This window comes from Pseudonocardia alaniniphila (genome assembly GCF_022524485.1).
Taxonomy (GTDB): domain Bacteria; phylum Actinomycetota; class Actinomycetes; order Mycobacteriales; family Pseudonocardiaceae; genus Pseudonocardia; species Pseudonocardia alaniniphila.
Genome location: NZ_JAKXMK010000011.1, coordinates 175,523 through 200,466, shown reverse-complemented (window position 1 = coordinate 200,466; position 24,944 = coordinate 175,523). Strand labels below are relative to the sequence as shown.

Annotated in this window: 28 protein-coding genes; 12 read left to right on the top strand and 16 right to left on the bottom strand. The window is 68.7% G+C overall.

Annotated elements, in window-relative coordinates; genetic code table 11:
* Nucleotides 1-31: 31 nt before the first annotated feature.
* The 3 genes from MMF94_RS14720 to MMF94_RS14710 form a co-directional block, all read right to left on the bottom strand.
* Nucleotides 32-1,390: an FAD-dependent oxidoreductase gene (locus MMF94_RS14720; RefSeq protein ID WP_241036982.1), complete on the bottom strand. Its 1,359-nt coding sequence runs from the start codon at nucleotides 1,388-1,390 to the stop codon at nucleotides 32-34.
* 308 nt (nucleotides 1,391-1,698) lie between these two features.
* Nucleotides 1,699-1,989, bottom strand: a complete 291-nt coding sequence (locus tag MMF94_RS14715) for a DUF1905 domain-containing protein (protein ID WP_241036980.1) — start codon at nucleotides 1,987-1,989, stop codon at nucleotides 1,699-1,701.
* Nucleotides 1,990-2,028: 39 nt separating this feature from the next.
* On the bottom strand, nucleotides 2,029-2,856 hold the full coding sequence (locus MMF94_RS14710) for an alpha/beta fold hydrolase (protein ID WP_241036979.1): 828 nt from the start codon (nucleotides 2,854-2,856) through the stop codon (nucleotides 2,029-2,031).
* A 106-nt stretch (nucleotides 2,857-2,962) separates the two neighbouring features.
* Here MMF94_RS14710 and MMF94_RS14705 point away from each other — a divergent pair, with 106 nt between their 5' ends.
* Nucleotides 2,963-3,991: a sigma-70 family RNA polymerase sigma factor gene (locus tag MMF94_RS14705; RefSeq protein ID WP_241037123.1), complete on the top strand. Its 1,029-nt coding sequence runs from the start codon at nucleotides 2,963-2,965 to the stop codon at nucleotides 3,989-3,991.
* 9 nt (nucleotides 3,992-4,000) lie between these two features.
* Here the strand turns inward: MMF94_RS14705 and MMF94_RS14700 are convergent, their stop codons facing one another.
* The gene (locus tag MMF94_RS14700) at nucleotides 4,001-4,726 is read right to left on the bottom strand and encodes a Mut7-C RNAse domain-containing protein (RefSeq protein WP_241036976.1); all 726 of its coding nucleotides are present in this window, start codon (nucleotides 4,724-4,726) and stop codon (nucleotides 4,001-4,003) included.
* A 259-nt stretch (nucleotides 4,727-4,985) separates the two neighbouring features.
* Here MMF94_RS14700 and MMF94_RS14695 point away from each other — a divergent pair, with 259 nt between their 5' ends.
* The 3 genes from MMF94_RS14695 (at nucleotide 4,986) to MMF94_RS14685 (ending at nucleotide 8,917) form a co-directional block, all read left to right on the top strand.
* The gene (locus MMF94_RS14695; protein ID WP_241036974.1) at nucleotides 4,986-6,386 is read left to right on the top strand and encodes an MBL fold metallo-hydrolase; all 1,401 of its coding nucleotides are present in this window, start codon (nucleotides 4,986-4,988) and stop codon (nucleotides 6,384-6,386) included.
* 451 nt (nucleotides 6,387-6,837) lie between these two features.
* A complete protein-coding gene (locus MMF94_RS14690) occupies nucleotides 6,838-7,485 on the top strand; it encodes a PadR family transcriptional regulator (protein WP_241036973.1) in 648 nt (215 codons plus the stop codon).
* A gap of 214 nt (nucleotides 7,486-7,699) precedes the next feature.
* Nucleotides 7,700-8,917 (top strand): FAD-dependent oxidoreductase, encoded by a 1,218-nt coding sequence (locus tag MMF94_RS14685; protein WP_241036971.1) that lies wholly within the window; start codon nucleotides 7,700-7,702, stop codon nucleotides 8,915-8,917.
* Nucleotides 8,918-8,963: 46 nt separating this feature from the next.
* Here the strand turns inward: MMF94_RS14685 and MMF94_RS14680 are convergent, their stop codons facing one another.
* The gene (locus MMF94_RS14680; RefSeq protein ID WP_241036969.1) at nucleotides 8,964-9,671 is read right to left on the bottom strand and encodes a PASTA domain-containing protein; all 708 of its coding nucleotides are present in this window, start codon (nucleotides 9,669-9,671) and stop codon (nucleotides 8,964-8,966) included.
* Between the two features lie 55 nt (nucleotides 9,672-9,726).
* Entirely contained in the window at nucleotides 9,727-9,960 is a 234-nt protein-coding gene (locus MMF94_RS14675; protein ID WP_241036967.1) for a hypothetical protein, read from the bottom strand.
* Between the two features lie 457 nt (nucleotides 9,961-10,417).
* On the opposite strand from MMF94_RS14675, the gene MMF94_RS14670 reads away from it, so the two are divergent.
* From MMF94_RS14670 to MMF94_RS14655, 4 genes are all read left to right on the top strand, one after another.
* Entirely contained in the window at nucleotides 10,418-10,810 is a 393-nt protein-coding gene (locus MMF94_RS14670; RefSeq protein WP_241036965.1) for an Ig-like domain-containing protein, read from the top strand.
* A gap of 187 nt (nucleotides 10,811-10,997) precedes the next feature.
* A complete protein-coding gene (locus MMF94_RS14665) occupies nucleotides 10,998-11,606 on the top strand; it encodes a TetR/AcrR family transcriptional regulator (RefSeq protein WP_241036963.1) in 609 nt (202 codons plus the stop codon).
* 97 nt (nucleotides 11,607-11,703) lie between these two features.
* Nucleotides 11,704-12,456 carry a 3-oxoacyl-ACP reductase family protein gene (locus tag MMF94_RS14660; RefSeq protein ID WP_241036961.1) on the top strand — a complete coding sequence of 251 codons (753 nt, stop codon included), beginning with the start codon at nucleotides 11,704-11,706 and terminating at the stop codon, nucleotides 12,454-12,456.
* Nucleotides 12,457-12,497: 41 nt separating this feature from the next.
* Nucleotides 12,498-12,710 (top strand): hypothetical protein, encoded by a 213-nt coding sequence (locus MMF94_RS14655; RefSeq protein ID WP_379660430.1) that lies wholly within the window; start codon nucleotides 12,498-12,500, stop codon nucleotides 12,708-12,710.
* A 1,003-nt stretch (nucleotides 12,711-13,713) separates the two neighbouring features.
* Here the strand turns inward: MMF94_RS14655 and MMF94_RS14650 are convergent.
* From MMF94_RS14650 to MMF94_RS14640, 3 genes are all read right to left on the bottom strand, one after another.
* Nucleotides 13,714-14,112: a DUF805 domain-containing protein gene (locus tag MMF94_RS14650; RefSeq protein ID WP_241036959.1), complete on the bottom strand. Its 399-nt coding sequence runs from the start codon at nucleotides 14,110-14,112 to the stop codon at nucleotides 13,714-13,716.
* A 133-nt stretch (nucleotides 14,113-14,245) separates the two neighbouring features.
* Nucleotides 14,246-14,725 (bottom strand): PAS domain-containing protein, encoded by a 480-nt coding sequence (locus tag MMF94_RS14645; RefSeq protein ID WP_241036957.1) that lies wholly within the window; start codon nucleotides 14,723-14,725, stop codon nucleotides 14,246-14,248.
* Between the two features lie 104 nt (nucleotides 14,726-14,829).
* Nucleotides 14,830-15,744: a LysR family transcriptional regulator gene (locus MMF94_RS14640; protein ID WP_241036955.1), complete on the bottom strand. Its 915-nt coding sequence runs from the start codon at nucleotides 15,742-15,744 to the stop codon at nucleotides 14,830-14,832.
* 162 nt (nucleotides 15,745-15,906) lie between these two features.
* On the opposite strand from MMF94_RS14640, the gene MMF94_RS14635 reads away from it, so the two are divergent.
* Nucleotides 15,907-16,446 carry a GNAT family N-acetyltransferase gene (locus MMF94_RS14635; protein ID WP_241036953.1) on the top strand — a complete coding sequence of 180 codons (540 nt, stop codon included), beginning with the start codon at nucleotides 15,907-15,909 and terminating at the stop codon, nucleotides 16,444-16,446.
* 68 nt (nucleotides 16,447-16,514) lie between these two features.
* On the opposite strand, the gene MMF94_RS14630 is transcribed toward MMF94_RS14635, so the two are convergent.
* Nucleotides 16,515-17,318 carry an SDR family NAD(P)-dependent oxidoreductase gene (locus tag MMF94_RS14630; protein WP_241036952.1) on the bottom strand — a complete coding sequence of 268 codons (804 nt, stop codon included), beginning with the start codon at nucleotides 17,316-17,318 and terminating at the stop codon, nucleotides 16,515-16,517.
* A gap of 312 nt (nucleotides 17,319-17,630) precedes the next feature.
* Here MMF94_RS14630 and MMF94_RS14625 point away from each other — a divergent pair, with 312 nt between their 5' ends.
* Entirely contained in the window at nucleotides 17,631-18,854 is a 1,224-nt protein-coding gene (locus tag MMF94_RS14625; protein ID WP_241036950.1) for a serine hydrolase domain-containing protein, read from the top strand.
* Nucleotides 18,855-18,869: 15 nt separating this feature from the next.
* Here the strand turns inward: MMF94_RS14625 and MMF94_RS14620 are convergent, their stop codons facing one another.
* The 4 genes from MMF94_RS14620 to MMF94_RS14605 form a co-directional block, all read right to left on the bottom strand.
* Nucleotides 18,870-19,715 (bottom strand): hypothetical protein, encoded by an 846-nt coding sequence (locus tag MMF94_RS14620; protein ID WP_241036948.1) that lies wholly within the window; start codon nucleotides 19,713-19,715, stop codon nucleotides 18,870-18,872.
* Between the two features lie 183 nt (nucleotides 19,716-19,898).
* Nucleotides 19,899-20,438 (bottom strand): AAA family ATPase, encoded by a 540-nt coding sequence (locus tag MMF94_RS14615; protein WP_241036946.1) that lies wholly within the window; start codon nucleotides 20,436-20,438, stop codon nucleotides 19,899-19,901.
* 49 nt (nucleotides 20,439-20,487) lie between these two features.
* Nucleotides 20,488-21,012, bottom strand: coding sequence for a GNAT family N-acetyltransferase (locus tag MMF94_RS14610; protein WP_241036945.1), 525 nt, complete (start codon nucleotides 21,010-21,012; stop codon nucleotides 20,488-20,490).
* An 88-nt stretch (nucleotides 21,013-21,100) separates the two neighbouring features.
* Nucleotides 21,101-21,532, bottom strand: coding sequence for a MarR family winged helix-turn-helix transcriptional regulator (locus tag MMF94_RS14605; RefSeq protein ID WP_241036944.1), 432 nt, complete (start codon nucleotides 21,530-21,532; stop codon nucleotides 21,101-21,103).
* A 65-nt stretch (nucleotides 21,533-21,597) separates the two neighbouring features.
* Between MMF94_RS14605 and MMF94_RS14600 the strand changes: the two genes are divergently transcribed.
* Nucleotides 21,598-22,446, top strand: a complete 849-nt coding sequence (locus MMF94_RS14600) for a nitroreductase/quinone reductase family protein (RefSeq protein WP_241036943.1) — start codon at nucleotides 21,598-21,600, stop codon at nucleotides 22,444-22,446.
* 16 nt (nucleotides 22,447-22,462) lie between these two features.
* On the opposite strand, the gene MMF94_RS14595 is transcribed toward MMF94_RS14600, so the two are convergent.
* Both MMF94_RS14595 and MMF94_RS14590 read right to left on the bottom strand, forming a co-directional pair.
* Nucleotides 22,463-22,669, bottom strand: a complete 207-nt coding sequence (locus MMF94_RS14595) for a hypothetical protein (RefSeq protein ID WP_241036942.1) — start codon at nucleotides 22,667-22,669, stop codon at nucleotides 22,463-22,465.
* Nucleotides 22,663-24,036, bottom strand: coding sequence for an MFS transporter (locus MMF94_RS14590; protein WP_241036941.1), 1,374 nt, complete (start codon nucleotides 24,034-24,036; stop codon nucleotides 22,663-22,665). The genes MMF94_RS14595 and MMF94_RS14590 overlap by 7 nt, the downstream gene beginning before the upstream one ends.
* A gap of 136 nt (nucleotides 24,037-24,172) precedes the next feature.
* Between MMF94_RS14590 and MMF94_RS14585 the strand changes: the two genes are divergently transcribed.
* Nucleotides 24,173-24,874 carry a GntR family transcriptional regulator gene (locus tag MMF94_RS14585; RefSeq protein WP_241036940.1) on the top strand — a complete coding sequence of 234 codons (702 nt, stop codon included), beginning with the start codon at nucleotides 24,173-24,175 and terminating at the stop codon, nucleotides 24,872-24,874.
* Nucleotides 24,875-24,944 lie beyond the last annotated feature (70 nt).

Sequence of the window (24,944 nt, the reverse complement as noted above, 5' to 3'; positions counted from 1 at the left end):
CGTTGGTGGGTTCAGCCGCTCCCGACCGGCACTAGGCCGCGGATGCCCGCCGAACCGGACCGGCCTCGCGGAGCACCCGTTCCTGGAGATCCGGAGCCATCAGCCGCGCCGGCTCGTCGAGCATGTTGGCCACCCTGAGCAGTTCGGTTCCCAGCACGGCATCCTTCGCCGCCGCCTCCCGGTACCGCTCGAGGTACTCATCCATGGCCGACATCTCCTCGGTTCGCTCGCCCGCGACGTCCGGGAACCGCAGGTCGTTACCGACGACCAGACCCCACGGCGTGTCGAGCATCGTCGCGGCAGCCAGGAAGAACCGACGATTCACCTCACCGCTGCCCTCACGCAGCAGACGGCTCAGCAGCAGAGCTTCGAGGGCGGCGACCGTCATGCCCTGGCCGTAGATGGGGTTGAAACTGCAGAGCGCATCGGCGACGACGAGATAGCCCTCCGGGAACCGATCCAGCTGTTCGTAGTGCCTGCGGATGCTCGCCGGGTAGCGCATCAACACCGGTTCGGTGAGCGGGGTGGCCGTACGGATGATCTCGGCGATCTCCGGGGCTCCGAACCTTTCGGCGTATTCGGCCATCGCCGCGTTCCGCGTCGGCAACTCCTCGCCTCCACCGACGCCGATCCCGACGAGGGTGAGGATGATGCGATTGTCCTCCTGCGCGAGGATGAACGAACCACGCGGTTGACCGGGATAATAGTTGTACGATGCGCCGATTCGCCCGTCGAGATGGCGGGGCTCACGACGGTAGACCTGCGTGACGTAACTGAGCTGGATACGGACCTCCTCCTCCGGCGCCCGCGGATAGCCGAGCTCCCCGAGCCACAACGGAGTGCGGGTGGCACGGCCCGCGGCATCGACCACGAGATCCGCGTCCAGCACCGACTCCGCCGTCCCTTCCCGCTGCCGGATACGCACGCCGGTGATCCGGCGATTGTCCGGAGAAGTCGTCAGGCCCGTGACGTCACAGCGGTCGATGATCGTCACCCCGGGCAGCGCCCCAACCCGGGAGCGGACGGTGAGCTCCAGGAGTTGGCGGCTCACCGCCAACCCGACCAGCCCGGACGGGTCGGGCCGCAGCAGGTGTCCGTCGAAGTGCCAGTGGATGTCCGACTGCGTGTCGGCGGCTATCGCGCCGGCCGCGATCAGCTCGTCGCGTATCCCCGGGAAGAGCTCCTCGTACGCCTCACCGCCCCGGGCGAGCAGACCATGCAGGTGACGACTCTGTGGCACACCACGACGCGGAGCCGGCTCGCCGGGCAGATCGTCCCGCTCGACCAGCGTCACGCGCTCGAAACCGTCGCTGAGCACCCTCGCCGCGGAGAGACCTCCCATCGAGGCACCGATGACGATGGCATGTCGACGAGACGAGACCGAACTCATCGAAACTCCTTGGGGATTGTGTGCGAAAACCACCGCAGCCACAGACCGAGCCGCGCGAAAACTGCTCGACCCCACCCGGTTTTCAGAAGTCCCGCGAAGCCGAGTTCCCATGAACGAAGCTACAGCCGCGCGCGAAACCCGGAAAGGTGTTCGACCTCACAGATCACACCGATTGCGCCCGAATTCCACGCGGACCGCCGCCACCACACGAAAAGATCGGATTGCCGACTCCATGCCGGTTATACGCGACTCACGGCTGTTGGTGAGCAGGTCCGGACCGACTGCGGCACGAATCCCCGGCAAGACCGTCAGCTGAGCCGCTGCTCGAGATGAAAGCTCACCTCGTCGCCGAGCCGGCTCTTTCCAATGACCTTACAGAGGGCAGCCCGCAGCGGGAGCCAGTGCGGTCCATTGCCCGACGGCATGAGGGTAGCGGTGAACGGGTGGCCGTCGATCGTTCCGCTCACCTTCACGGCCCGCCTCGTCCCCAGGAGCTCGGCGGATCCTGGCACGGTCACATAGGTGGCGAAGGCTCCGTCCTTCTCGATCGGCGCGGTGAATGCATGGTCGAGTGATTGACCGGTCTTCTGTGTGCTCATCCTGAGTCCTTTGTCCGGGGGGCGATGAAAGCTCGCTGCTCAGCTCTCGAGCAGCACGGCACGCAGGCGCGTGGCGAATGCGGTGGGGTCGTCGACGAAGGCGGTGTGCCCGCCGGGAAACATGGTCGGCTCGATGTCGAGCGCCGCGGTGAGCGCCCTCGAGCTGCGGTCGCAGAACTCGCCGGCCGATTCGGCTCCGATACCGACCACGATCCGGGTCGGGACGGCACGAAGCACGGCGAGATCGGGCTGCCAGCGAGTGGTGGGCCGCATCTCGTGGGCGAACCAGAAGTGCTCGTCGGCCACCGTCCGTGGGTCGCGTTCGCCGCCGAACATCTGCTCGACGGCGCCCTCGGGCATGGCGATGTCGGCCTGGGCGAAGAACTTCGCCCAGGCTCCTGTCACGTCACCGGCGAGGTAGGTGGCGATCAGGTCGTCGGTCTGTGCGTGGATCTCCTCGTGGTCGTCCAACAGCTTCTCCAGCGGCGGCTCGTGGGCGACGACGGTGTGGACCTGCTCGGGGTGGGCCTGCACGAGAGCCAACGCGCTGACGGCACCGCCGCTGGAGCCGAGGACGACGGCAGGGCCGGCGTCGAGGTGGAGGAGCAAGCGGGAGAGGTCGTCGCCGCGCATGTCCGGCGTCGAGTCCGCGTCGCGGTCGTCGACCGAGCTGCGGTTGATGCCTCGCGGGTCGGTGGTGAGCACGGTGTGGTCGGCGGCGAGGAGATCGGCCAGCGGCGCGAACGCCGAGGCGTCCATGGGGGCGCCCACGAGCACCACCAGCGGCCCCGTGCCCCGCACCTCGTAGTGCAGTCGGGCACCCGGGACCTCGAGGTGCCCGGCAGTGACAGCGGTCGTCTGGTTCACGGAGCCTCCTGCAACGACGTGGTGGTGCTCGGTCGGCGAACAAGACTCCTGCGGTGGGGCAGAATCATCGCGTGTGAGCGAAAACGTCACGAAGACCGCGAACCCGCTGTCGGAGGACGACGAGGAGCCCGGTCTGGCGCGGGCACGCGCCGGTGACGACGCGGCCTTCGCCCGCCTCGTGGAGCCCTTGCGCCGCGAGTTGCACGCCCACTGCTACCGCATGCTCGGCTCCACGCACGACGCCGAGGACGCCCTCCAGGACGCCCTCGTGCGGGCGTGGCGAGGACTCGCACGCTTCGAGGGCCGCAGCTCACTGCGCGCCTGGCTGTACACCGTCGCCACCAACACCTGCCTGGACCTCGTCGCCCGCCGTGGCAAACGAGCGCTGCCGGTGGACCTCGGCCCGTCGAGCGTGCGCGCTGTCGTCGGCGACGCCCCGCCTGCCGACGTCGCCTGGCTCGGCCCGTACCCCGACACGGGACTCGCGGCCGGGCCCGCCTCGCCGGACGCACGCTACGAGCAGCGCGAGGCCGTCGAGCTGGCGTTCGTCGCCGCTCTGCAGCACCTGCCTGGCAACCAGCGAGCGGCGCTCCTGCTGTTCGAGGTGCTCGGGTTCTCCGCCGCCGAGATCGCCGAGATGATGAAGACATCGACCGCTTCGGTGAACAGCGCCCTCCAGCGCGCCCGTCGGATCGTGGCCGAGCGCGTCCCACCTCGCAGCCAGCAGCAGACCTTGCGGGAGCTCGACGACGAGCGTCTGCGGGCCGTGGTCGCCGGCTACTCCGCCGCGCTCGAACGCGGGGATGCCGACGCGCTCGTGGCACTGCTCACCGAGGACGTCACGTGGTCGATGCCGCCGCTGCCGCACTGGTACCGCGGCATCGACGCCGTCACCGACTTCGCCGTGGCGATCCCGCTCACCAGCTGCGGCTCCTGGCGCCACCTCCCGACCAGCGCCAACGGCCAGCCCGCTGTGGGCTCCTACCTCTGGAACGACGACGCCCGAGCTCACCTCAGCTGGTCGATCGACGTGCTGACCATGCGCGACGAACGGATCTCCGAGATCACCTCGTTCATCGGCGCCGAGCACTTCGCACCCCTCGGACTGCCCGCCGCGTTCACCGTCAGTGGGTGAGGCTGCGGCTCAGCCGGTGGGTGCTCGCTCGCCGACCGTCTTGAGGGCCGCCGCGACGACGGCGTCGAGCCGCCTCCCGTGCGCGCCATGCCAGTACACGCGACCGCACGACACGCAGCGGGCGAACTGCTCGTAGCGGAGCCGGGTTCCGGGTTCCAGCCGATTGGCGACATCGTCCTTCGGGACGCCTACCAGCGCGCCGTTGCAGGCGGAGCAGCGCGTCCACGGCGCGAGGGGCGGCGCGAAGCGATCCAGCACGTCAGCCAGTTGCGCGTCGGCCCCCTGCCCGCGGACGTAGGCCCCCGCCCACAGCGCGCGCCGCATCAGCAGGCCGCGGTCCTGGGTGAGCAGGATCCGGCGGTCGTTGCGGGCCCGCTCGACGAGATCGGCGTCGTCCGCATCGTTGCCGTACGCCGTGTCGACGCCGAGCAGACGCAGCCGACGGGCGAGCGTGCCGAGCCCCACGTCGAGCAGGAAACCGGCACCGTGCGGCAGCTTCTGGGGGCGGGGCGGAGTTGCGAGTTCGATCACGGCGCCCGGGTGGGGCGACACCGACGGGCCGGTCGGGACGCCGTCGATCGTCGCGACGCCCACTTCGGTGAGCGGAATGCCGAGGGACTGCACGACGTGCCCGAGCGACGCCGCGCCGTCGTAGGGCACCTCGAACTGCGCGTGCCGTCGACGAGGCGCGAGGAACAACCTCAGGCCGAGGGCCGGCCGGATCACCAGTTCCATCGGTAGTCCTTCCCCACCGGGGCATACCCGGCTCCTGCCGAGTCTGCGCCGAGCCGCGCTCCGGCACAGCCCGGGAACCCGCGCAGCGCCCAACTCCTCTGCGATATCGCCTTTCGATCATTTCCGGACCTTTGGCGCATAAATGTGGAGGAAAATGATATTCCGCCGCGCCCCACTGAACGTCGTGACTACAGTCTCGTTCACATACTGAGAGATCCGAGCTAATGTACGGTCATTACGCCAAGTGAGGGGTGGGAGCATGAGCCTTACGGTGGACGTCGTCGAGACCAGCGAGTTAGGCGATCGGAGCTACATCGCCCATGACGGTCAGTCAGCGATCGTGGTCGATCCGCAGCGAGACCTGGACAGGGTGGAGCGCGTGCTCGCGGACCGCGGACTGAAATGCGAGGCCGTTCTGGAGACCCACATCCACAATGATTACGTGACCGGCGGCCTGGAGCTGAGCCGCCGCACCGGTGCTCGCTACGTGGTGGCGGCGGCGGACCACGTCGAATTCGACCGGCATCCCGCGCACGACGGTGAAGAATTCCAGGTCGGCGGGATGCGCATCCGCGTCATCGCCACCCCGGGGCACACGGATACCCACCTGTCGTACCGAGTCGACGACGGGACGGGGCCCGCCGCGCTGTTCACCGGGGGGTCGTTGCTCTACGGGAGCGTCGGACGCACCGACCTCGTCGACGCCGCGCGCACGGAGGAACTGACGCACGCGCAGTACCGCTCGGCCCACCGGCTGGCAGAGCTGAGTGCCGATGCGGACGCGGTCTACCCGACCCACGGGTTCGGCAGCTTCTGCTCCTCCGGCTCCGCCACCGGGGGCAGCGGCAGCACGATCGGACTGGAGCGCATCCGCAACGACGCCCTCACCGAGGACGACGAGGACAGGTTCGTCGAGCGCCTGATCGCGGGACTCACCGCGTTCCCGAGCTACTACGCGCACATGGGCGCGCGAAACCGGCAAGGCCCCGGACCTGCGGACCTCTCGCCCGTCCGGCCCGTCGACCCTGCCGAGCTGCGCAGCCGGATCGAGGCGGGCGAATGGGTGGTCGACCTGCGTCGCCGCACCGCCTACTCCGCCGCGCACATCGCGGGCAGCATCGGGATCGAGCTCGGCCAGCAGTTCGCCACCTATCTCGGCTGGCTCATCCCCTGGGGAACGCCCCTCACTCTCGTCGGCGAGAGCGCCGAGCAGATCACCGATGCGCAGCGGCAGCTCGTGCGCATCGGTATCGACCGGCCCGATGGATCAGCGATCGGCACCCCGGAGAGCCTGGCCCGGCCCGACCAGATTCGCGCCTATCCGCGTGAGACGTTCGACCAGCTCGACGCTGTCCGCAACGACACCAACGTCGCAGTGCTGGACGTGCGGCGTGACGACGAACGGGCGTCCGGATCGATACCCGGTTCGACACACATCCCGATGCACTCACTCCTGACCCGTCTCGACGAGCTCCCTGACGGGCAGCTGTGGGTGCACTGCGCTTCGGGGTTCCGGGCCAGCATCGCGGCGAGTCTGCTCGATCGCCTCGGCCGCGACGTCGTGCTGGTCGACGATGACTACTCACATGCGGTGGAGCTGGGTCTGACGACCGCAACAACGCACCTGCCCGCCGGCCGCCCCGCGCGGGCCGCGTCCTGACCCCGTTCGCCGGCGCGCATTGGAGGCGGGGTCGGCTCGGGCAACAGCCGACCCCCCCAGCCGGCAGTGAACGCCCATGCCGGGCATGAACGGCAGCCGCAGATACGCCGCCAACAGCCGCATGGCCGGCACCATCAGTAGTCCGCAACCACCCGACGCGGCGGCGGCCGACGGTGTCGCCGCCGCATGAAGCGGCTCGGCGCGGAGTTCTAGCCGCTGCTTGCCAGGCATCTCATCGCCGGCCAGCCCGCACACCACGACCGTGATCAAGCCGGTCGCGCCCGCGCGGTCGGCCGCTTCGTCCCCACCGCGCTCACCGCCACCCCTCCACCGGGCCGGCTGACCCGGCGCGGTCATCTGTGCCACCCCGACGTGAACATCGCCGGCAGGTGCGCCACGCCTACTCGTGTGCGTATACTCGCCGACGAGCATTCGTGGACGGGGGTGAGAAGTGGCCAAGCAGCGCCGGGTCGGCAACCCACTGGCACTCGCCGTGCTCTCGGCCGTCCTCCAGCGCCCGATGCACCCCTACGAGATGGGCCGGACCTTGCGTGAGTGGGGCAAGGACCAGGACATGGAGATCAAGTGGGGGTCGCTCTACACAGTCGTGCGCAACCTCGACAAGCACGGCCTCGTCGAAGCCGTCGAGAGCACACGTCAGGGTGCCCGCCCCGAGCGCACCGTCTACCGGATCACGGATGCCGGGCGGGAGGAGCTCGTCGACTGGGTGCGTGAGCTGATCTCCACTCCGCAGCGGGAACACCCGAAGTTCACAGCCGGCCTCTCGGTGGTGACCGTCCTGCCGCCGCAAGAGGCGATGAGCCTGCTGCGGGAGCGGCTCGCGTTGCTCCACGAGGAGATCGCCGGCCGGCGCGATTCGCTCGCCATCCACGCCGAGAACGTCCCACGGATCTTCCTCATCGAGACCGAGTACGAGCTCGCCATGCGCGAGGCGGAAGCAGCGTGGATCCGTTCCGTGCTCTGCGAGATGAGCTCCGACGCGTTTCCGGGTCTCGCCGCGTGGGCGGCCTGGCACGAGACGGGCGAGATACCGCCCGAGCTGCGCGAGCCGGCTGAGAGGAGCGGCACGACGGAATAGTCGTTCACGAAGAGGCCCGGCAGCGGTGCGGCAACACCACCACCGGGCCCTTGACCCTCGAACCGCAGCCGCGGAAGGCGACCCGGCCACGAGATGGCAGTCACGAGGATAACCGGGCGCACTCCCCGACGACGGTTCGGACGCACGCAATCCGAAACCCGGCCGGCTGCCCTGAACGGGCTGGTGCCGGCACATGCCCTGTGGGGGAGAAGCAATGACGGACGTGAGAACAGCGCTGGTCATCGGCGGCGGGATCGCCGGGCCGGTCGCGGCGATGGCACTACACAAGGCCGGCATCGAGGCGACGGTCCACGAGGCCTACCCGAGCACGGCGGACGGCATCGGCGGCACGATCGCGATCGCCCCGAACGGGCGGGCTGCGCTGGAGGCCATCGACGCGCAGGAGGCCCTGCTCGCGCACGCACACCCGATGTCGACGACGGTCATGACGTTCGGCGCCAAGCGACTCGCGCTCCCGAGCCTGGCCGGAGTACCGCCGCTGCAGGTGGTGCGCCGGGCCGAGCTGTACCGGTCGCTGCATGCGATGGCGCGCGCACGAGGCATCCGGATCGTGCACGGCTCCCGCCTGGTCGACGCCGAGCAGACGGCGTCCGGTGTTCTCGCGCGGTTCGCTGACGGCAGCACCGCCACCGCCGACGTGCTCATCGGCGCCGACGGCGTGCACTCCACGGTGCGGAAGCTGATCGACCCGAACGCGCCCGGCCCGAACTACACCGGAATGCTCGGCTTCGAGGGCTTCGCGGACGTCGAGGTGCCTGCCAGGCCCGGCACCATGACGTTCGCGTTCGGCAGACGCGCCTACTACCTCTACTGGCCTCAGCCCGGGGGCGGCACGGTGTGGGGCGCGAACCTGCCGCAGGAGCGTCCGATGTCGTTGGCGGAGGCCCGGAAGGTGCCGGCCGAGGAGTGGCTGCGCATCCTGCGCGAGACGTACGCCGACGACGACCCGGGCGGCGAGTTGGCCCGCCGCACCAGCGCGGACCGCCTGCAGGCCGTCGGGTCGCTGCACATCATGCCGAGCGTGCCGCACTGGTACCGCGGCCGGATGGTGCTGGTCGGCGACTCGGTGCACGCGCCGTCGAACAGCTCGGGGCAGGGCGCGTCACTGTCGATCGAGAGCGCCGTCGAGGTGGCGCGCTGCCTGCGCGACCTTCCCGATGTGCCGTCCGCCTTCGCCACCTACGAGGGTCTGCGCCGCCGCAGGGTGGAGAAGGTCGCCTCGCGGGCCGCGAAGATCAACCATGCCAAGACGCCCGGCCCGGTCGCGCGGGCCGTGATGCCGGTCCTGATGCCGATCCTGACCAAGGTCGCCATGAACCCGGAGAAGACCATGGGACCGGAGCAGCGCTTCCGGATCGACTGGGACGCGACGATCGTGCCGGCAACCGCGCCCGTGCGCGCCGCCGGCTGACGACCGGGCTGACGGCGTCAACGGCCCTGGCGCCGTCAGCCCGTCGTCATCGGACGCTCTCGCCCGTGGTCTCGTCGACGGCTCCGCGGATCGTCTTGAGGGGCGGCGAAGGGTTGAGCGGGCTGCGCACCCCGGCCGGGCCGGGCCCGCGCTCCAGCCACAGGGTCACGGGCGAGTGCAGTGCAACGCGCGCGCCCGCGCCCGGCTTCTGGTCGACGACCACGTAGCCCGACAGCTCCCAGCCGAGGAAAGGCGGGAGATCGGGGTCGGCGTTGACCGCGACGAGGTGCGCCTGCAGGAGCGTGTCCCGGGCGTTCTCCCACGAGAGACCGCCCACGTCCGGGACGACGGCGGTGAGGGCGGCGGCCGCGTGCCGCGCAGCCTCGTCGACTGCTCGTCGACCTGTGCCGCGGGCCTGGGACGGTTCGTCGCCTGCCCTCGCCGGGGCACGGGAGGCGCCGCTTGATTCATCGCCGTCGAGATCGCGCCAGCGCTCCCACGCCGACTGACGGGTCATGCCAAGTCTCGTGGCGATCTCGGCCCAGCTCTTCCGGTTGGCGCGAGCCGCTCTCACCGCGGCGAGCTCCGTCTGGTCGAGCAGCCGGCGCACCACCCCGAGGTCGGACAACGCGTCCAGGGCAGCGTCTCCGGCACTCGACCCCGCGGCCTCGCCGACCGGGCCGGCGTGATCCCAGCCGTCGAGCCGGCTCCACGCATCACGGCCCTCCGGCCATGGATCCCTACGCCCAGCCATGCCGTCAGGTTAACCTGACGGCATGCGGGCAACAAGACCGCAGCTCGCCCTGCCGTCAGTCGCCCACGTCGTCCCGCAGCTTCAGCACTGTCCGCAGCACGTACTCGACAGCCGACTCGAATGCACCGCCCCGCAACTCGTCCCGGGTGGCGAGGTTGCGCGACGCGAACTCGAGCATCCGGTCCGGGCCGACCCGGCGAACGACCAACGCGGCGATGTCCTCGAGGTCGAGCCCCGGGTTGTCGAGCCGGGTCAGCGCGAACTCGACGACCAACTCCTCGTCCGTCACGAGATCAGCTCCCCCTGACTCTCAGGTCGTGTACCCCCCATCATCCCCAACGCGGTCGTCATCCCCTTGAGCCGGCAGCCCATCGCCGGCTCACCAGTTCCCCGGATCATCGACGCGCTCGATATCGCTGATCAGGCAGGCGCCGCCGCCGATCTGAAACTGCCGTCGACTCCATCACCCGCCCCGGGCGAACCGCCGTAACAGGGGGGTGAACCACTGCCCCCTGACGAGTGGTCCGCGTTGCCCGGTTCGCCCACAGGGTGCGTTACTTGCTGCCGTCCGGGCGCGATTCTTGACCAGCTTTCCCACGTGGACCAATTCGGCATGGAAATCGCCCTCGAAAATGAGTAGGGGTACAGTGGAATTTCGGCACAGGCGGGCTGCCCGCCGCATCATTCTGACATTCCTCGCGCTTGCCGGGATGCTTGTGTTCGCACCACAGGCCTGGGCTCAACCCGTGCAGTCGACGACCACAGTGCAGGCGTCGCCGTCATCAGCGACCGTCGGACAGGAGGTCGTCCTGACCGCGACGGTCACCTGCCCGGGATTCCCACCACAGGGCGGGCTCGGCGTGACGTTCTTCGATGGCGCGAACCTGCTGGACACGGTGCCGGTCAATGGCAGCGGCCAGGCATCACTCACCACCACGTTCACCACCGTGGGCCCGCACGAGATCACGGCCGCCTATAACGGCAATGGCAACTGCGGGGCGTCGAATGCCACCACGACGGTGCAGGTCACGAGCGCGCCGGACCCGCCCAACCCGCCCACACCCTGCCCGTGTGGCGGCGGCAGCGGCCTGGTCAACATCCACAACAGCGGCAACAACGGCGGTTGGGTGTTCGGCTGATCGTTCGTTCCGAGAACGCGGGCAAGAACTGCATGAATCATTCGGCTGCGGACGGGGCTGGCCGGCGAACCTGCCGGCCCGCTTCCGCACCGCAGCCGGTGTGTACCGGCTCCCGTGATCACAGCCCTAGATCTGTACCGGTCGGTAAGATATGACCGGGACCGGATCAGGCATCCACGGAGGCAGCATGCGGACAGGACGTCCCCGCGAGTTCGACCTCGACCAGAAGCTCGACAGCGCAGTGCTGGTGTTCTGGCGGCAGGGCTATGAAGGCACCGCGATCTCCGACCTGACAGACGCGCTGGGCATCAACCGCCCGAGCCTCTACGCGGCTTTCGGGAACAAGGAGTCGCTGTTCCGCCGCGTTCTCGAGCGGTACTCCGAACAACGCGCGGTCTACCTGCTCGAGTCGCTGAAAGAGCCCACCGCCCGATCCGTCGTCGAGCACCTGTTGCGCGGCGCATCCGAGGCGACCACCGGCCGCGGCCTGCCTAATGGCTGCCTCCTCGTCCAGGGCGCGCTCGCCACCGGCCCGGACAGCGATCCGATCCGCCAGGAGCTCGACGCATCGCGGCGGTCGGGCGAGGCCGCGATCCAGGCTCGGCTGAGGCGTGCCCAGGACGAGGGCGACCTGCCGCCGGATGCCGACACCGCAGAGCTCGCACGCTACGTCTGCACACTTCTCCAGGGGATCGCGGTGCAGGCAGCCGGTGGCGCCACCCGCGCCCAGCTCTATCGCGTGTGCGAGATGACGATGGCCGGCTGGGACACGCTGGTCGCCGCGTCGACGAGCTGAACCCCTGGTGGCCGAGCCCAGGCCCACCGCTTGACGCCCCGCCTCGAACCGGCCTAGCTTCATACCGATCGGTACAGATATAGGACGGTGGGTACGCGTGAACGAGACGGTTGGTCCGCTCGACGGCAAGGTAGCCCTGGTCACCGGAGGCTCGAGGGGGATCGGCGCGGGCATCGCGAAACGGCTGGCCGCAGACGGCGCGACGGTGGCCCTGACGTACGCAAGCTCCAAGGACCAGGCCGAACAGGTGGCAGCGGACATCGCGGCGGCCGGTGGTACAGCCTTCGCGATCCATGCGGACAGCACCGTCGAGGCGGACGTGATCGGCTCGGTGACCGAGACCGTTTCACAGTTCGGGCGGCTGGACATCCTCGTGAACAACGCCGGCGGCGGCTCGTTCGCGAGGATCGACGAGATGCCGATGGCCGACATCGACCGAACCCTGGCGGTGAACGTTCGAGCGGTGATCGTGGCGATCCGCGAGTCGCTCAAACACATGGGTGAGGGCAGCCGGATCATCAATATCGGCAGCATCAACGCCGAGCGGGTGCCGTTCCCCGGAATCTCGATCTACGCGGCGAGCAAGGGCGCCATCGCGGGCCTCACCAAGGGGCTGGCGCGCGAGCTCGCGCCAAAGGGAATCACCATCAACAATGTCCAACCGGGCCCGGTGAACACCGACAGCAACTCCGCGGACGGCCCGGCCGCGCCGCTCATGCTCAGCGCGATGGCACTGGACCGGTTCGGTGACGCCAGCGAAATCGGCGCGTTCGTGTCGTTCCTGGCCGGCCCGGACGGCGGCTTCGTCACCGGCGCCAGCCTGAACATCGACGGCGGCTACACCTCCTAGCCGACCATGCGGCTGCGGGTGCGGAGGCGGCCGGCCTCATCGTGACCGACTTGCGAACCCAGGCCCTGCGCTGCGAGTTCCACGACATCGGCGCCGTCGTGTACTTCCTCCGCAAGGTCCTCTGGACCGTCCCCGGCTTCACCGCCGAGAGCTACCACGACGAGCTCGCCCGACTCCACGACCGCATCCAGTCCGACGGCCCGTTCGTCGCACACAGCCAGCGCCTTCTCATCGAGGCGCGCAAGCCGGACTGACCCACCACACGTGTCGGCCAGGCGACTCGATTCATGATCAGCACTTCGGGACCGCGAACCGCGCCACACCCTGCTCCGGGGTCCGAGCCGATGATCAAGCCACAAGACCTGGCCATCCTGACCGTGGCTCGCAAGCCCCGCCGGCCCATGATCACCACTTCGGGACCGGCAACCGTGCTACACCCTGCCGAAAGGCCCGAACCGACGATCATGCTCCGGGATCCGGCCACACCGACCCTGCCCCGCGCCCCGCCGACCCGCCCGCCCATGATCACCAGTCCGGGACGAGCAACCGCGCCGCGCCCTGCTGCGGGGCCCGAACCGACGATCAACCTCAGTCCCGTGACCGGCCGACAAGCAACCTGGCCGACTCGACTGTGACCGGAGCCCGGGTGCCGGCAAGGTGCATTGCACACAGGCCCAGGCCCCCAACCCAGGACCAACCTCCAGCATCTGGCCGCGCTGCTCAAAGTTCCCGCACGGGCCGCCGACCAGCTCGTTCATGATCACCAGTTCGGGACCAGCAACCGTGCCACAACCTGCCCCAGGTCCCGAGCCGATGATCAAGCTCCGAGATCCGGCCGCGCTGACCATGGCTCGCAAGTCCCACCGGCGCATGATCACCAGTTCGGGACCGGCAACCGTGCCACGCCCTGCCGAAAGGCCCGAACCGACGATCATGCTCCGGGATCCGGCCGCACCGATCGTTGCCCGCGCGCCCGCCGACCCGCCCGCCCGCCCATGATCACCAGTCCGGGACGAGCAACCGCGCCGCGCCCTGCTGCGGGGCCCGAACCGACGATCTGCCTGATGGCTCCCGCACAGCCGGCCCGTCCATGATCACCATTTCGGGGTCGCCAACCGCGATACAGCCCGTTCCAGGGCCCGAACCGACGATCAAGCTCCGGGGGTCCACCCACGGCGGCGGCTCTCGCGGCAGCCCGTGAACGCACAGCAGCGGTCCGCCCCCCGGGCAGACCGCTGCAAGCTTGGACTGTCTCGCTCAGCCGGTGAAGGAGCCAGCGTGGGTGCTGACGGGAACAGTCTTGGGGTCGGGCCCGTAGGCGTTGCTGCTGCGCTGGCCTTCGAGCGCGAAGAACACGATGAGCACGATCGCGCCGATCAGCGGGATCACGGCGATGAGCAGCCACCACCCGCTACGGCCGGTGTCGTGAAGCCGGCGGACGCCGACGGCCAGCGTCGGGACGATGACCGCCACCGAGTAGATGAGGCCGAGCCACCCGGTCGTGGACAGCCCCGGCCCCACGAACACGACCTCGTCGATCAAGCGGAGGACGAGCCCGACGATCACACTCACCAGCGTGAACATCCAGTATTCGGTTCGCCGAGCGCGACCGTTGAAGTCCGCGTACTGGCGCAGGACCTTCGCGTACCACTGCATGCCAACTACCCCCACAGGTGAGTTCACGTCGTCTTGAATCACTCGCGCTGATCACACGGAGGGGGTACTACCTTCGTTCTATGACCTCGGTCACCCGAGGGCCTCGGGCCGTGGGCCGGCCGGCACCACCGGATCACGTGCCGTGAGGCAGCACCTCCTGCTCGAAGGACTTCCGGCCGGATTCATCGAATCGGCGGCACAGTTCCTGTACCTCGTCCTTCAGCAGGACGATCTGCGAATACCCCGCGATGCGTCCGTCGACGATGATCGGCGACACGGTCACCAGGATCGTCGTCTTGCCGTAGGGGCGCGCGACGTATCGAACCGGCTCTGTCCGGCCCCCCTCGAAGAGCGCGAGCATCGCATCGAAGCGCGGATTCGTGATCTGCCGGCGATGCCTGTCACGGACGTCGCGTCCGAGGTACTCCGGTTCCCGATCGAGGTTCTGCTCCGCCCATCGGTTGTAGTAGAGAACGTTGCCTGCAGGGTCGAGGATCGTGACGCCGACGCCTGCCCACTCGAGGATCTCGTCGGAGAGCAGACTCAGATTCCACCCATGCAGTGTCCGATCGCTCGACGGCGTTTCGCGGTGCTTTCTGTCGTTCTTGACCACCCCTGGGACGCTAGATCGATGAGGCCGACGACCGGGGCGGAGTTCGGGATCGGTGAATCAAGCCTTGCGTGCGAGCCCGGCAACGGCTACGACGGCGGGTGTCGTCACGCACGGGGGCTGCAGAAACGACCGTCGACAGCGTTGACCGTGCTCGCCAGAGTGGTCGCGATCGAGCGGAACGCGGCGACGACGGGGCGCCGATCCGTTGCGCGGCTGGCCAGCACCGTCTGCTCGACGGGCGCATCGCGGATCGGGACGAAGGCGACTCCCGGCCAGCTGTAGAAGCGGCGGAAGCTCTGCACCGAGGAACCGACCCCCCGCGCGAGGGCTGCGCTGAGGAGGACGTCGTGCGGGGTGAACGTGACGTCGTCCGACCGCCGCACCGGGTCGCCGTTCCGCGCCCGTCCGAAGTACATGAAGTCGGCGAACTCGCGCGGGCTGCCCGCAGGGATGTCCACGTACCGGAGATCGAGGACCTCCTCGACCGACACCGACGCCGCGGCGGCGAGCTCGCTCCGCCGGGAAGTCACCAGGATTCGCGACTCCGTGGTCATCACGTCCGAGACGATCCGTTCGTCGACCGGTGCCGGTCGCACGAACGCGACGTCCACCCGGCGTTCGACGAGAGCAGTGACGTGTTCCTGGAAGGAGAGGGGAACGAGGCGAACGGTGACGTCCGGCTTGGCGCGGGCGAACGCCGCGATCGTGGCCGGTGTCAGCTCGGCAGAACCGTGCCCCATGACGCCGACCCGCAGAACCTCGTCGTCGGCCGGGGCATCGGCCACCTGCAGTGCCCTCCGTTCAGTTTCCAGCAGGGTTCGAGCGCAGGTCATCAGTCGTCGCCCGGAGTCGGTGAGCTCGAGCGGCGAGCGCTCCAACAGCCGCGCACCGACCTCGCGCTCGAGTGCCTTGACATGAGCGGTAACCGCGGGCGGAGAGAGGAACAACCGCTGCGCGCCCCTGGCGAAGCTGCCCTCCTCCACAACGGCGACGAAGGACTTCAGCTGCCGCAGATCCATATCGCGCCCGCCTTCGCCTGCGTGTCCGATGCCCTGTCCGCAGTGAAGCAAGACGGATGGCCGCCCTCAAGCGATGTGACGTGCAAACGTTCCGTTGAAAGGCGGGCGACGGCAGCGCGGTCCGACTGGGCGGGTTACCCCTCTTCTGCGAGGCTCGTTCGCATGGACGCGCCGCACCCCTGTGACGGCACGATCGTTCTCCGACCCTGGGCCCCATCGGACGCGGAGTGGTACGCGCGCTGCGCCAGGGACGTCGAGATCCAGCGGTTCACAACCGACGCCTCGAACCTCACCGCGGCGGATGTAGCGGCCGCGATCAGCGCGCTCTCGACGGACCCACGACATGAAGGGTTCCTGATCTCGGATGCCCGCACCGGAGCCCGCCTGGGCAACATCGCCCTCGACCACGCGGATCGGACAGGCGAGATCTCGTACTGGGTGGCAGCCGAGGTGCGGGGCAGAGGCGTCGCGCGTCGAGCCATCACGCTCCTGACGCGCTGGGCCTTCGCTCACCTGGATCTCCAGGTGATGCGCCTGTGGACCCACGCCGACAACGCCGCGTCCCGGGCAGCCGCTGAGCGCGCAGGGTTCATCCGCGATCCTTCGGGGGACCAGCTGCGCGAAGTCAAGGGCGAGATGTGGCCGACCGTCGCCTACGAATTGCATCGAGGCAGAGCCGGGAGCCCGGACTCAACGAGGTGATGCCGGTCGTGCTCCCCGTTCCGAGCACTCAACGCGTTCGATTGCGGGCCGATCAGCTCGGGAACCGATCACGCCGCTGCGCGCAGGCGCACCGTGGCGGCTTCGGCGGGCGGCTGCTGCTGCTGGCGGCCACGACCAGCCAGCTTCGCCAGTGTGCGCAGCGTGCGGCGCGGAAGCTCCAGCACGTCGACCACGGCCCGGTAACGCCGGCCCGGCACGGACAAGGTGCGGCCGCGGGCGAGATCGGCCAGGCACTCGTCGACCACGGCCTCCGGCTCCAGCCACATCGCCGACGCCCCCTCCGGCACCGGGTGCTTGCCGGTGCGCATCCGACCCGCGCACAGCGCGATCATGCCCACACCGGTGCCTGCGAGCGACGCCGAAACCGTGTCGGTGAACGTCAGCACCCACGCCTTCGTCGCTGCGTACGCGTTGCCCGGACCGGCGAGGTAGCCGGCGAAGCTCGCGACGTTGACGACACCACCGCGGCCACGCTCGATCATCCCCGGCAGGGCAGCCCTGGTCAGCCGCATCACCGCCGTGACGTTGATGTCGATCTCAGCCTGCAGGTCCCACATGTCGGCGACCGCGAACTGGCCCTCGCCCTCGACACCCGCGTTGTTCACCAGCAGATCCACCGGCCGGCTCGGATCCGCGAGCCGACGCTGCACCGGGGCCAAGCCCCGCTCATCGCTGAGATCGGCGACCACGACCTCGACCGCCACCCCGCACCGCCGCGCCGACGCCGAGACGCGCTCCAACCCCATCCGGTCGCGAGCCACGAGAACGAGGTCATAGCCGTCGCGGGCAAGGCGAGCGGCGAACACGGCACCAAGACCGCGGCTGGCTCCGGTGACGAGTGCAGTAGGCATGACCCGGAAGCTACGGACCATCCGCTGAAGGAACGCTGAGTTGCTGAAGGGACGCTGAGTTCCTGAATACACGCTGAGACGGAGCCTGAGCAGACCGTACGAGTCGCCCATATAAGACATCGAGGCGAGCGGGCACGACCTCCACGACTACGGTCCCGGGATCAGAATTTCTCCGACGACAGGGGCGACGACCCGCGGAACATCAGCACACGAAAGCATGCGTAATCGTCGCCCTATTGGTGGCCGCGCACTAGTCTCAGGGACTCGATGCGCGCGTGTTAGGAGAATTGATCAGATCGAAGGGATGACGCGATGCGCAAGGCGATCGTCGTGGCGGCCCTCGTCGTGATCCTCGCCGGGTGCACGTCGTCGAACAACGGCGCCGGCTCCGCCACCGGACCAGGCGTGTCGATCGACCCGGTCAAGGCCGATGCCGTGGTGAAGGTCGTGCGCGACACGATGGCGACCGAGCACCTGAGGGCGGTGCTCGTCCGCGTCACGGTCGATGGCCAGGACCTCATCACGCAGGCCTTCGGCGAATCGATGACCGGTGTTCCCGCCAGCACCGACATGCACTTTCGCAACGGTGCGGTGGCGATCTCCTACATGTCCACCCTGCTGTTGCAACTCGTCGACGAGAAGAAGGTCAGCCTGGACGACAAGGTGTCGACGTGGTTGCCCGACATCCCGCACACCGACCGGGTCACCCTCGGCCAACTCGCCCAGATGACATCGGGATACGTCGACTTCGTGCAAGAACCCGCGTTCAGCGCAGCGAGCTACGCCCAGCCCTTCAAACAATGGACGCCGGAGGAACAACTCGCGTACGCGGTCTCGAAGCCGCTGGTGTACGAGCCCGGAACGAACTGGAACTACTCGCACACCAACTACGTCATCCTCGGATTGGCGCTGGAGAAGATCACCGGTCAAGACCTGGCGACGGCGTTGCGGGAGAAGACCCTCGGCCCGCTCGGGCTCGACAACACCACAGACCCGGGCACGGCGGCCATCACGGAGCCCGTGCTGCACGCCTTCAGTTCCGAACGCCGCCAGGCCCTGCAGATCCCGGCCGGCGTCCCGTTCTACGAGGAGTCGACCTACTGGAACCCGTCGTGGACTCTCGCCCGGGGCGCCATCCAGACCACGAACCTCCACGACCTCAGCGTGACCGCGGCCGCCATCAACTCCGGTCAGCTGCTCTCGCCCGAGTCCTACGCCAAGATGGTGTCCACAGAACTGCGAGGAAGAACGACGGCGATTGCCGGTTGTGCCGCGTGCTTCGACCAGAACATCGCCTACACCTACGGCCTGGGCGTCGTCATCAGTGGCAACTGGCTCTTGCAGAACCCCCTGTTCTCGGGCGAGTCCGCGGTCGAGGCGTATCTGCCGTCGCAGAAGATCGCCATCGCTGTCGCGGTCACCTACCAGCCCGAGGCATTCGATCCCACCACCGGCGCGTACACGAACGCCGCCGACAAACTCTGGCGGCAGATCGCCGCCCAGGTCGCGCCGTCCGACCCTCCGCCGATGAAGTAGCCGGATCGTGGCCTGCTACTCCGACTCCTCCGACTCCGTCTGTTCAGGCGTCGACGATCCGGGCGTCGATGGCGGGGACGTCGGCCGCTCAGGTGTCGACTGCTCAGGTGCCGACCGTTCAGGAGGTGACGACTCGGATGTCGAGGGCGCAGGCTTCGACGGCTCGGTCGTCGTCGGCCGGTCGGGCTTCGACGGCGCGAGGCTCGGCCGTTCCGGCTTCGACTGCGCAGGCATCGGCGGCTCGGGCGGCCGCACAGGCTTCGCGTGCTCGGGCTTCGCCGGCCGGCTTTCGGGCCGGTCCGTTCGTTCGGGCGGCCGCTGCGTGCGGGCTGAACGGTCGGGCCCCTCGGCACGGGTGGGCCGGTCGGGGCGACAGTCGCGGCCCCGCACTCCGCTGAGATCGACGCCACTTCGCTGCTCGCCCGCCGCGCATTCAGGCCGCGCCGGTCGTTGCGGACGCCTCCACGTATCGACGGTTCGCAGCGTGCAGTCGAGCGCCCGGTAAGCCAATTTGTCGTTCTTCGCGGCAAATACTCGAAGCTCCATCAGCAATGACCGTGCGACACGCTCGCTGTTTCGGTGCAGCGCGTCGACCCACACCTGGAAGTTCGGCGCATTCGCGTACTCGGAATTCAAGTCCGTGAAGCACGAGGTCAATGCCGCCGTGAGGCGTGGATCGTCGAGATCACCTGGGTCGATGGCCGGAACGGGCCGCAGCGATGCGACGGCAGGTGCCGCAGGTGGTGGCAGCCAAGATTCCGACGTGGCCATGGACAAGCCCGTGACACTTCCCAGGACAATGGCGGTGACAACGGCGGCGCCGAGGATTTTCCGTGCTGCCGCACGGCGCCGTTCGTTCATCACACCCCCAGCGACCGCCCGACTGCCGCATCAGCAAATCAAGCGACCAGGGTCCACCCAAGTTTCCGGCATGACAACGCCACGCGACCCTCATCCGCATAATCATCGCAATATTGGCCTGACCAGCCGAAGAAATTGCGCTGTTCACTCGGCCCACGGGCTCCGTACGGACCACGTGACACGTCACGCGAGGCGGTATCGACCCGACGCCACAGCTCGCCGGACCTCTGCAGCCGCCTGCCTCTCGTCGAGGTCGCTGGTGTCGATCACGTGGCGCTCGAGCTGGTCCAGCACTGCGAACTGCTCGTAGAGGCCCGTGATCGCACCGACGTCCTTCAGTTCGTCGTCGGCGCGCTCCCTGGCGCGGGACAGGGTGACCTCCAGCGTCGGGCGCAGGACCACGTACGACATCTGCAGGTGGTCACGTTCCGCGGCCGACCGGAACGGGTCCAGGAACCACGGGCCTACGATGCCGTCCACCACCACGTCGTACCCACCTCGCGCGAAAGCGGTGACAGCGGCCTGAATCGCGTCGACGACGACCTCGTTCTGGCGCGCGGATCCAGGGAGGTACGGCAACACGAAGCCGGTGCGGATGGCGCGATAGAGGAAGTCCGTCACCAGGTGGACCGTCGGCCGCGCGGCGTCACCGGCAACCAGTGCGGCCACGCTCGTCTTCCCGGCGCCGGGCGGCCCGGTCAGGATGATCACTTCACCCTTCACGGCACGCGACGCTAACCACGAGATCGGTGCGAGAGAAGCCTTTTCCGGTTCACGCAGCCGTCAGTGCTCGATGCATCCGCCGCTCGCGGAGCTCGACGCCGCCCGGCCCCCGGTCCACCTTGAACTGCCCGTCCTCAGCCCATCCGGTCTGCTCGTAGAAGCGCAGTGCTCGGTCGTTGCCTTCGAGAACCCAGAGTGTGGCGGTGCTGAACCCGAGATCGCAGAGACCGGCGACCACGGCGGCGTGAAGACGGCTCCCGATGCCTTGCCGCCAGTGGCCCGGCTGGAGGTAGAACGCGCCGAGCTCGCCCACGTCGCCACCGGCGTCGCCGTCCCGGCTCGCGCCGATCGACGCGAATCCCAGAACGGCGCCGCGACGTGCCGCGACATAGACCGCACTACGCGGCGACGGTTCACCGAGGATCGCGCTCCACATCTGTTCTCGCCCGGCGACCGACAATCCGTCCAGCACGCCCTCGGGGAGCAGATCGCGGTAGGCCACCTGCCAGGAAGCGACGTGGACTGCCGCGATCGCGCCCGCATCGCCCACCTCTGCAGCGCGGATCTCGATCACGCCCGGAGGCTGCCACGGAGGCCTCTTCCACCGCTGCTGTTTTGTGCTCGCGAGCGGCGAGGTCGACCACCATTCGGCGGACGTCAGCTCAAAGGGCGTCTTCGTAGGTCTTCAGGGTGGTGACGAAGAGGGCTCGTTCGGCGTCGGTGAGAGGTGCGAGGGCCAGGCGCCAGGCGCGGGCGCTGCGGGCCAGCCAGGCGTCGATGGCGGCACGGTGATCGTCGGCGAGGGAGACGATGGCGCGGCGGCGATCGGTGGGGTCCTCGCGGCGGTCGAGGATGCCTTTGCGGGTGAGTTCGCCGACCATCAGGCTGACGGTCGCGGGGGTGACCTCCAGGCGTTCGGCCAGGTCGTTGACGCCGAGTGGGCCGTCGAAGAGCAGGTAGGCGAACAGGCTCAGGTGCCGCGGCGCGAGGTTCAGGCCGGCTAGTTCGTTGGGCACCTTCATCCGCTTCGTCCGCCCCACCATCCGCGGCATCAGCAGCAACAACGTCCGGATGCTGTCGTCGACGCTTGACATACCTTTGTCCTCAAAATTACTTTGCTTGCAAAGCTAAACTACTCTGGCAGGGCGAGGGTAACCGCATGGATCCCAACCGCGAGGTCATCGACGAGTTCCGGGCCAACTCCGGCCGCGTCCCGGCGGCGCTCGGCGGCATGTTCAAGGACGCGAACCTGCTGTTGCTGACCACGACGGGCGCCCGCTCAGGCCGTCCGAGCACCACCCCGGCCGCATTCGCCGAGGACGCCGGTCGCCTGATCATCTTCGCCACGAACGCGGGTCACCCGCAGTCGCCCGCCTGGCTCCACAACCTCCGGGCCAACCCGACCGTCATCGTCGAGATCGGCGACACCAGGTACGACGCGCTCGCCACCGAGGTCACCGGCGCCGAGCGCGACCGCCTGTACCACGAACAAGCAACCCGCGAGCCCGCCTTCGCCGCCTACCAGCAGAACACCTCCCGCGTGATCCAGGTCGTCGCCCTCACACCGGCGCGGGTCGGCGCCGCAACCGCGCAACTGAAGGAGATCCACGCCGGCCTCCGGAAACAACTCGACGACACGCTGACAGCAGTCGACACCTACCTGGCCGGCAACGGGCAACTCCCCGAGTCGGCCAACGAGCTCCAACGGCACTGCCTCTCCTTCTGCGGCGCGCTGCACGCCCACCACTCCCGCGAGGGCAGCGCCTTCCCGCGCTTGGCTGCCGACTTCCCCGAACTCGAGCCCGCGCTCGACCACCTGACTCGCGAGCACGAAGCCGTTGCCGCGCTCAACGTGCAGATCACCGAGACACTGGACCTGCTGACCGCAGCACCTTCGCGCGAGGTCGCCGTACGACTGCGCGATGACCTCCACCGGCTGGCCGAGGACCTGGACGAGCACTACGCCTACGAGGAAGCCCACCTCGGCCCGGCCCTCGACGCCGCCTGACGTGTGTTCCGGGTGGTCACCGATCGGTCTGGTTCAACGGGCAGTCGAAGCACCTCGGCCGACCGACCCCGGCCCCAGGCTGCTGTTCGTCGAGCCAGACGGCGTGGCGGGCGGCGGCGATCCTCGTCCACGCCCCGTTGCGCGCCAGTGCGTCGGCCCATCCGATGATCACGGCGATCCCGACCAGCACAGCCAGCCCGGCGACCACCACCACGGTCAACACGGCTCGCTACCGTCTCGTACCGGCGTGCTCCGGTCCTCGACGCCGGCCCGGAACGCGGCATCTCCGACGGTGAGATCGGTCCGCGCGGTCTCCTTCGCGATCAGTACGCACAGCACCGTGACCGCGAGGACGACCACCGCGTACAGGGACACCACCACAGAGCTGTCGTAGCTGCTCAGCAAGGCCGTCGCGACGATCGGAGCAAGGGCGCCTCCCACGACACCGGCGAGCTGGTAGCCCATGGAGGCGCCGCTGTAGCGCACCTGCGTCGGGAACATCTCGGCGATGAACGACGCCTGCGGGCCGTACATCGCAGCGTGCAGCACCAAGGCCACGACGGCGGCCACGACGATCAGCGGGAAGCTCCCCGTGTCCAACAGCGCGAAGAACGCGAACGACCAGATCGCGGCACCGATCGCCCCCGCGAGGTACACCGGCCGCCGACCGATCCGGTCCGACAGCGAACCGAAGTACGGAATGAACGCCACCTGGCACGCCGCAGCGATGAGCACAGCGTTGAGGGCGTAGCTCGGGGGCAGCTCCAGGTAGGTCACGACGTAGGTGGTGATGAACAGAACGAACAGATAGAACGCGACATCCACGCCGAGCCGTGCCCCCACGGCCAGCAGCACCTGCCGCGGGTACCGCCGCAGCACGTCGACGATCGGCGCCTTCGCCTTGACCTGCTTCGTCTCGACCTCCTGGAACAGCGGGCTCTCCGCCACGGACAACCTGATCCAGAGACCGACGAGCACCAGGAGGCCACTGAGCAGGAACGGGACGCACCAACCCCAGGACAGGAACGCGCCGTCCCCGGTGACCCCGCCCATCAACGACAGCACGCCGTTGGCGAGCAAGAGACCGATCGGCACCCCGACCTGCGGCCAGCTCGCGTTGAGCCCGCGCTTGCGGGGGTCGCCGGACTCGAGAGTCATCAGGACGGCCCCGCCCCACTCCCCGCCGAGCCCCAGCCCTTGCAGGAAACGCAGGGCCACGAGCAGCACCGGGGCCCAGACGCCGATCGCCGCGTAGGTCGGCATCAGGCCGATCGCGAACGTCGCCACGCCCATCAGCAGCAGCGTGGCAACGAGGACGTTCTTTCGTCCCACCTTGTCGCCGTAGTGCCCGAACACGATGCCGCCCAGCGGGCGGGCGATGAATCCGACGGCATAGGTGGTGAAGGCCAGCAGGGTGCCGACGAGCGGCTCGAAGCTGGGGAAGAACAACTGGTTGAACACGAGCGCCGCAGCCGTGCCGTAGATGAAGAAGTCGTACCACTCGAGCGACGTGCCCACGAGGCTCGCGATGACGACCCGTCGGACTGAGGACGGTTGCGGGGCAGCTCGTTCCACGGACGCAGCTGACATCGGTTCTCCTCGACCTTCGACATGGGGTGAGATGCCAGTCACAGTAAGGATTGTTCAACAATCTAACAAGAGGGAAGTTCACTCATCCCACAAGACTCGGGGTAGGGTGACGGCCAACCGAAGGAAGGTGGCCCCCGTGACCACGGCCGATCCGGTCGATGCCGTGATGGCGCTCCCAGCTCTGCCGAAGCGCGCGAGCACCGCAGAGCAGGCCGCCGAGACGCTCCGGCGGCAGATCGCCGACGGGAAGCTGCCGCCGGGCACCAAGCTGCGGGAGGAAGCCGTGGCCGCGGCCCTCACGATCTCCCGCAACACGGTTCGCGAGGCGTTCCGGCTGCTCGCCCACCAGCGGCTGGTCGAGCACGCTCTCCACCGCGGCGTGTACGTGCGCACCGTCACCGCCGCCGATGTGCGCGACATCTACGAGACCCGCCGTCTCATCCAGCCGCTCGGGATCGACGCCGCGCTGCGCGACAGCGACGTTCGCGACGCACTCACCGCACGCGTCGCGACCGCCACCGAAGCTGCGGAGCGCGAGGACTGGGACGCGGTCGGCACGGCCGACATCGACTTCCATCGCGTCCTGGTGGAGGCGTGCGGCAGCACCCACATCACCGCGATGTTCGAGCACGTGCTGGCCGAGCTGAGGCTCGCGTTCCTCCTCATGCCCGACCACCAGGACCTGCACCAGCCCTACATCGAGGGCAACCGCCGCATCGCCACCCTGCTCGACGCGGGGGACCGGGCAGGCGCGCTCGCGGAACTTCGGGCCTACCTCGACGCCGCCGAGGCACAGCTGCTCGGGGTGATCATCGAGGCTCCGGGAGAGGCCGACTGAAGGACTGGCCACACAGATCGTCGCCGCAGGTACTCGCGCGCAGGCCCGCCTCGTAACGGCTGACGGTCGA

Coding starts and splice junctions, on each gene's coding strand:
- MMF94_RS14720 (WP_241036982.1), bottom strand. CDS start 1,390: ATGAGTTCGGTCTCGTCTCGTCGACATGCCATCGTCATCGGTGCCTCG.
- MMF94_RS14715 (WP_241036980.1), bottom strand. CDS start 1,989: ATGAGCACACAGAAGACCGGTCAATCACTCGACCATGCATTCACCGCG.
- MMF94_RS14700 (WP_241036976.1), bottom strand. CDS start 4,726: ATGGAACTGGTGATCCGGCCGGCCCTCGGCCTGAGGTTGTTCCTCGCG.
- MMF94_RS14695 (WP_241036974.1), top strand. CDS start 4,986: ATGAGCCTTACGGTGGACGTCGTCGAGACCAGCGAGTTAGGCGATCGG.
- MMF94_RS14685 (WP_241036971.1), top strand. CDS start 7,700: ATGACGGACGTGAGAACAGCGCTGGTCATCGGCGGCGGGATCGCCGGG.
- MMF94_RS14680 (WP_241036969.1), bottom strand. CDS start 9,671: ATGGCTGGGCGTAGGGATCCATGGCCGGAGGGCCGTGATGCGTGGAGC.
- MMF94_RS14665 (WP_241036963.1), top strand. CDS start 10,998: ATGCGGACAGGACGTCCCCGCGAGTTCGACCTCGACCAGAAGCTCGAC.
- MMF94_RS14650 (WP_241036959.1), bottom strand. CDS start 14,112: ATGCAGTGGTACGCGAAGGTCCTGCGCCAGTACGCGGACTTCAACGGT.
- MMF94_RS14640 (WP_241036955.1), bottom strand. CDS start 15,744: ATGGATCTGCGGCAGCTGAAGTCCTTCGTCGCCGTTGTGGAGGAGGGC.
- MMF94_RS14635 (WP_241036953.1), top strand. CDS start 15,907: ATGGACGCGCCGCACCCCTGTGACGGCACGATCGTTCTCCGACCCTGG.
- MMF94_RS14630 (WP_241036952.1), bottom strand. CDS start 17,318: ATGCCTACTGCACTCGTCACCGGAGCCAGCCGCGGTCTTGGTGCCGTG.
- MMF94_RS14625 (WP_241036950.1), top strand. CDS start 17,631: ATGCGCAAGGCGATCGTCGTGGCGGCCCTCGTCGTGATCCTCGCCGGG.
- MMF94_RS14620 (WP_241036948.1), bottom strand. CDS start 19,715: ATGAACGAACGGCGCCGTGCGGCAGCACGGAAAATCCTCGGCGCCGCC.
- MMF94_RS14605 (WP_241036944.1), bottom strand. CDS start 21,532: ATGTCAAGCGTCGACGACAGCATCCGGACGTTGTTGCTGCTGATGCCG.
- MMF94_RS14600 (WP_241036943.1), top strand. CDS start 21,598: ATGGATCCCAACCGCGAGGTCATCGACGAGTTCCGGGCCAACTCCGGC.
- MMF94_RS14590 (WP_241036941.1), bottom strand. CDS start 24,036: ATGTCAGCTGCGTCCGTGGAACGAGCTGCCCCGCAACCGTCCTCAGTC.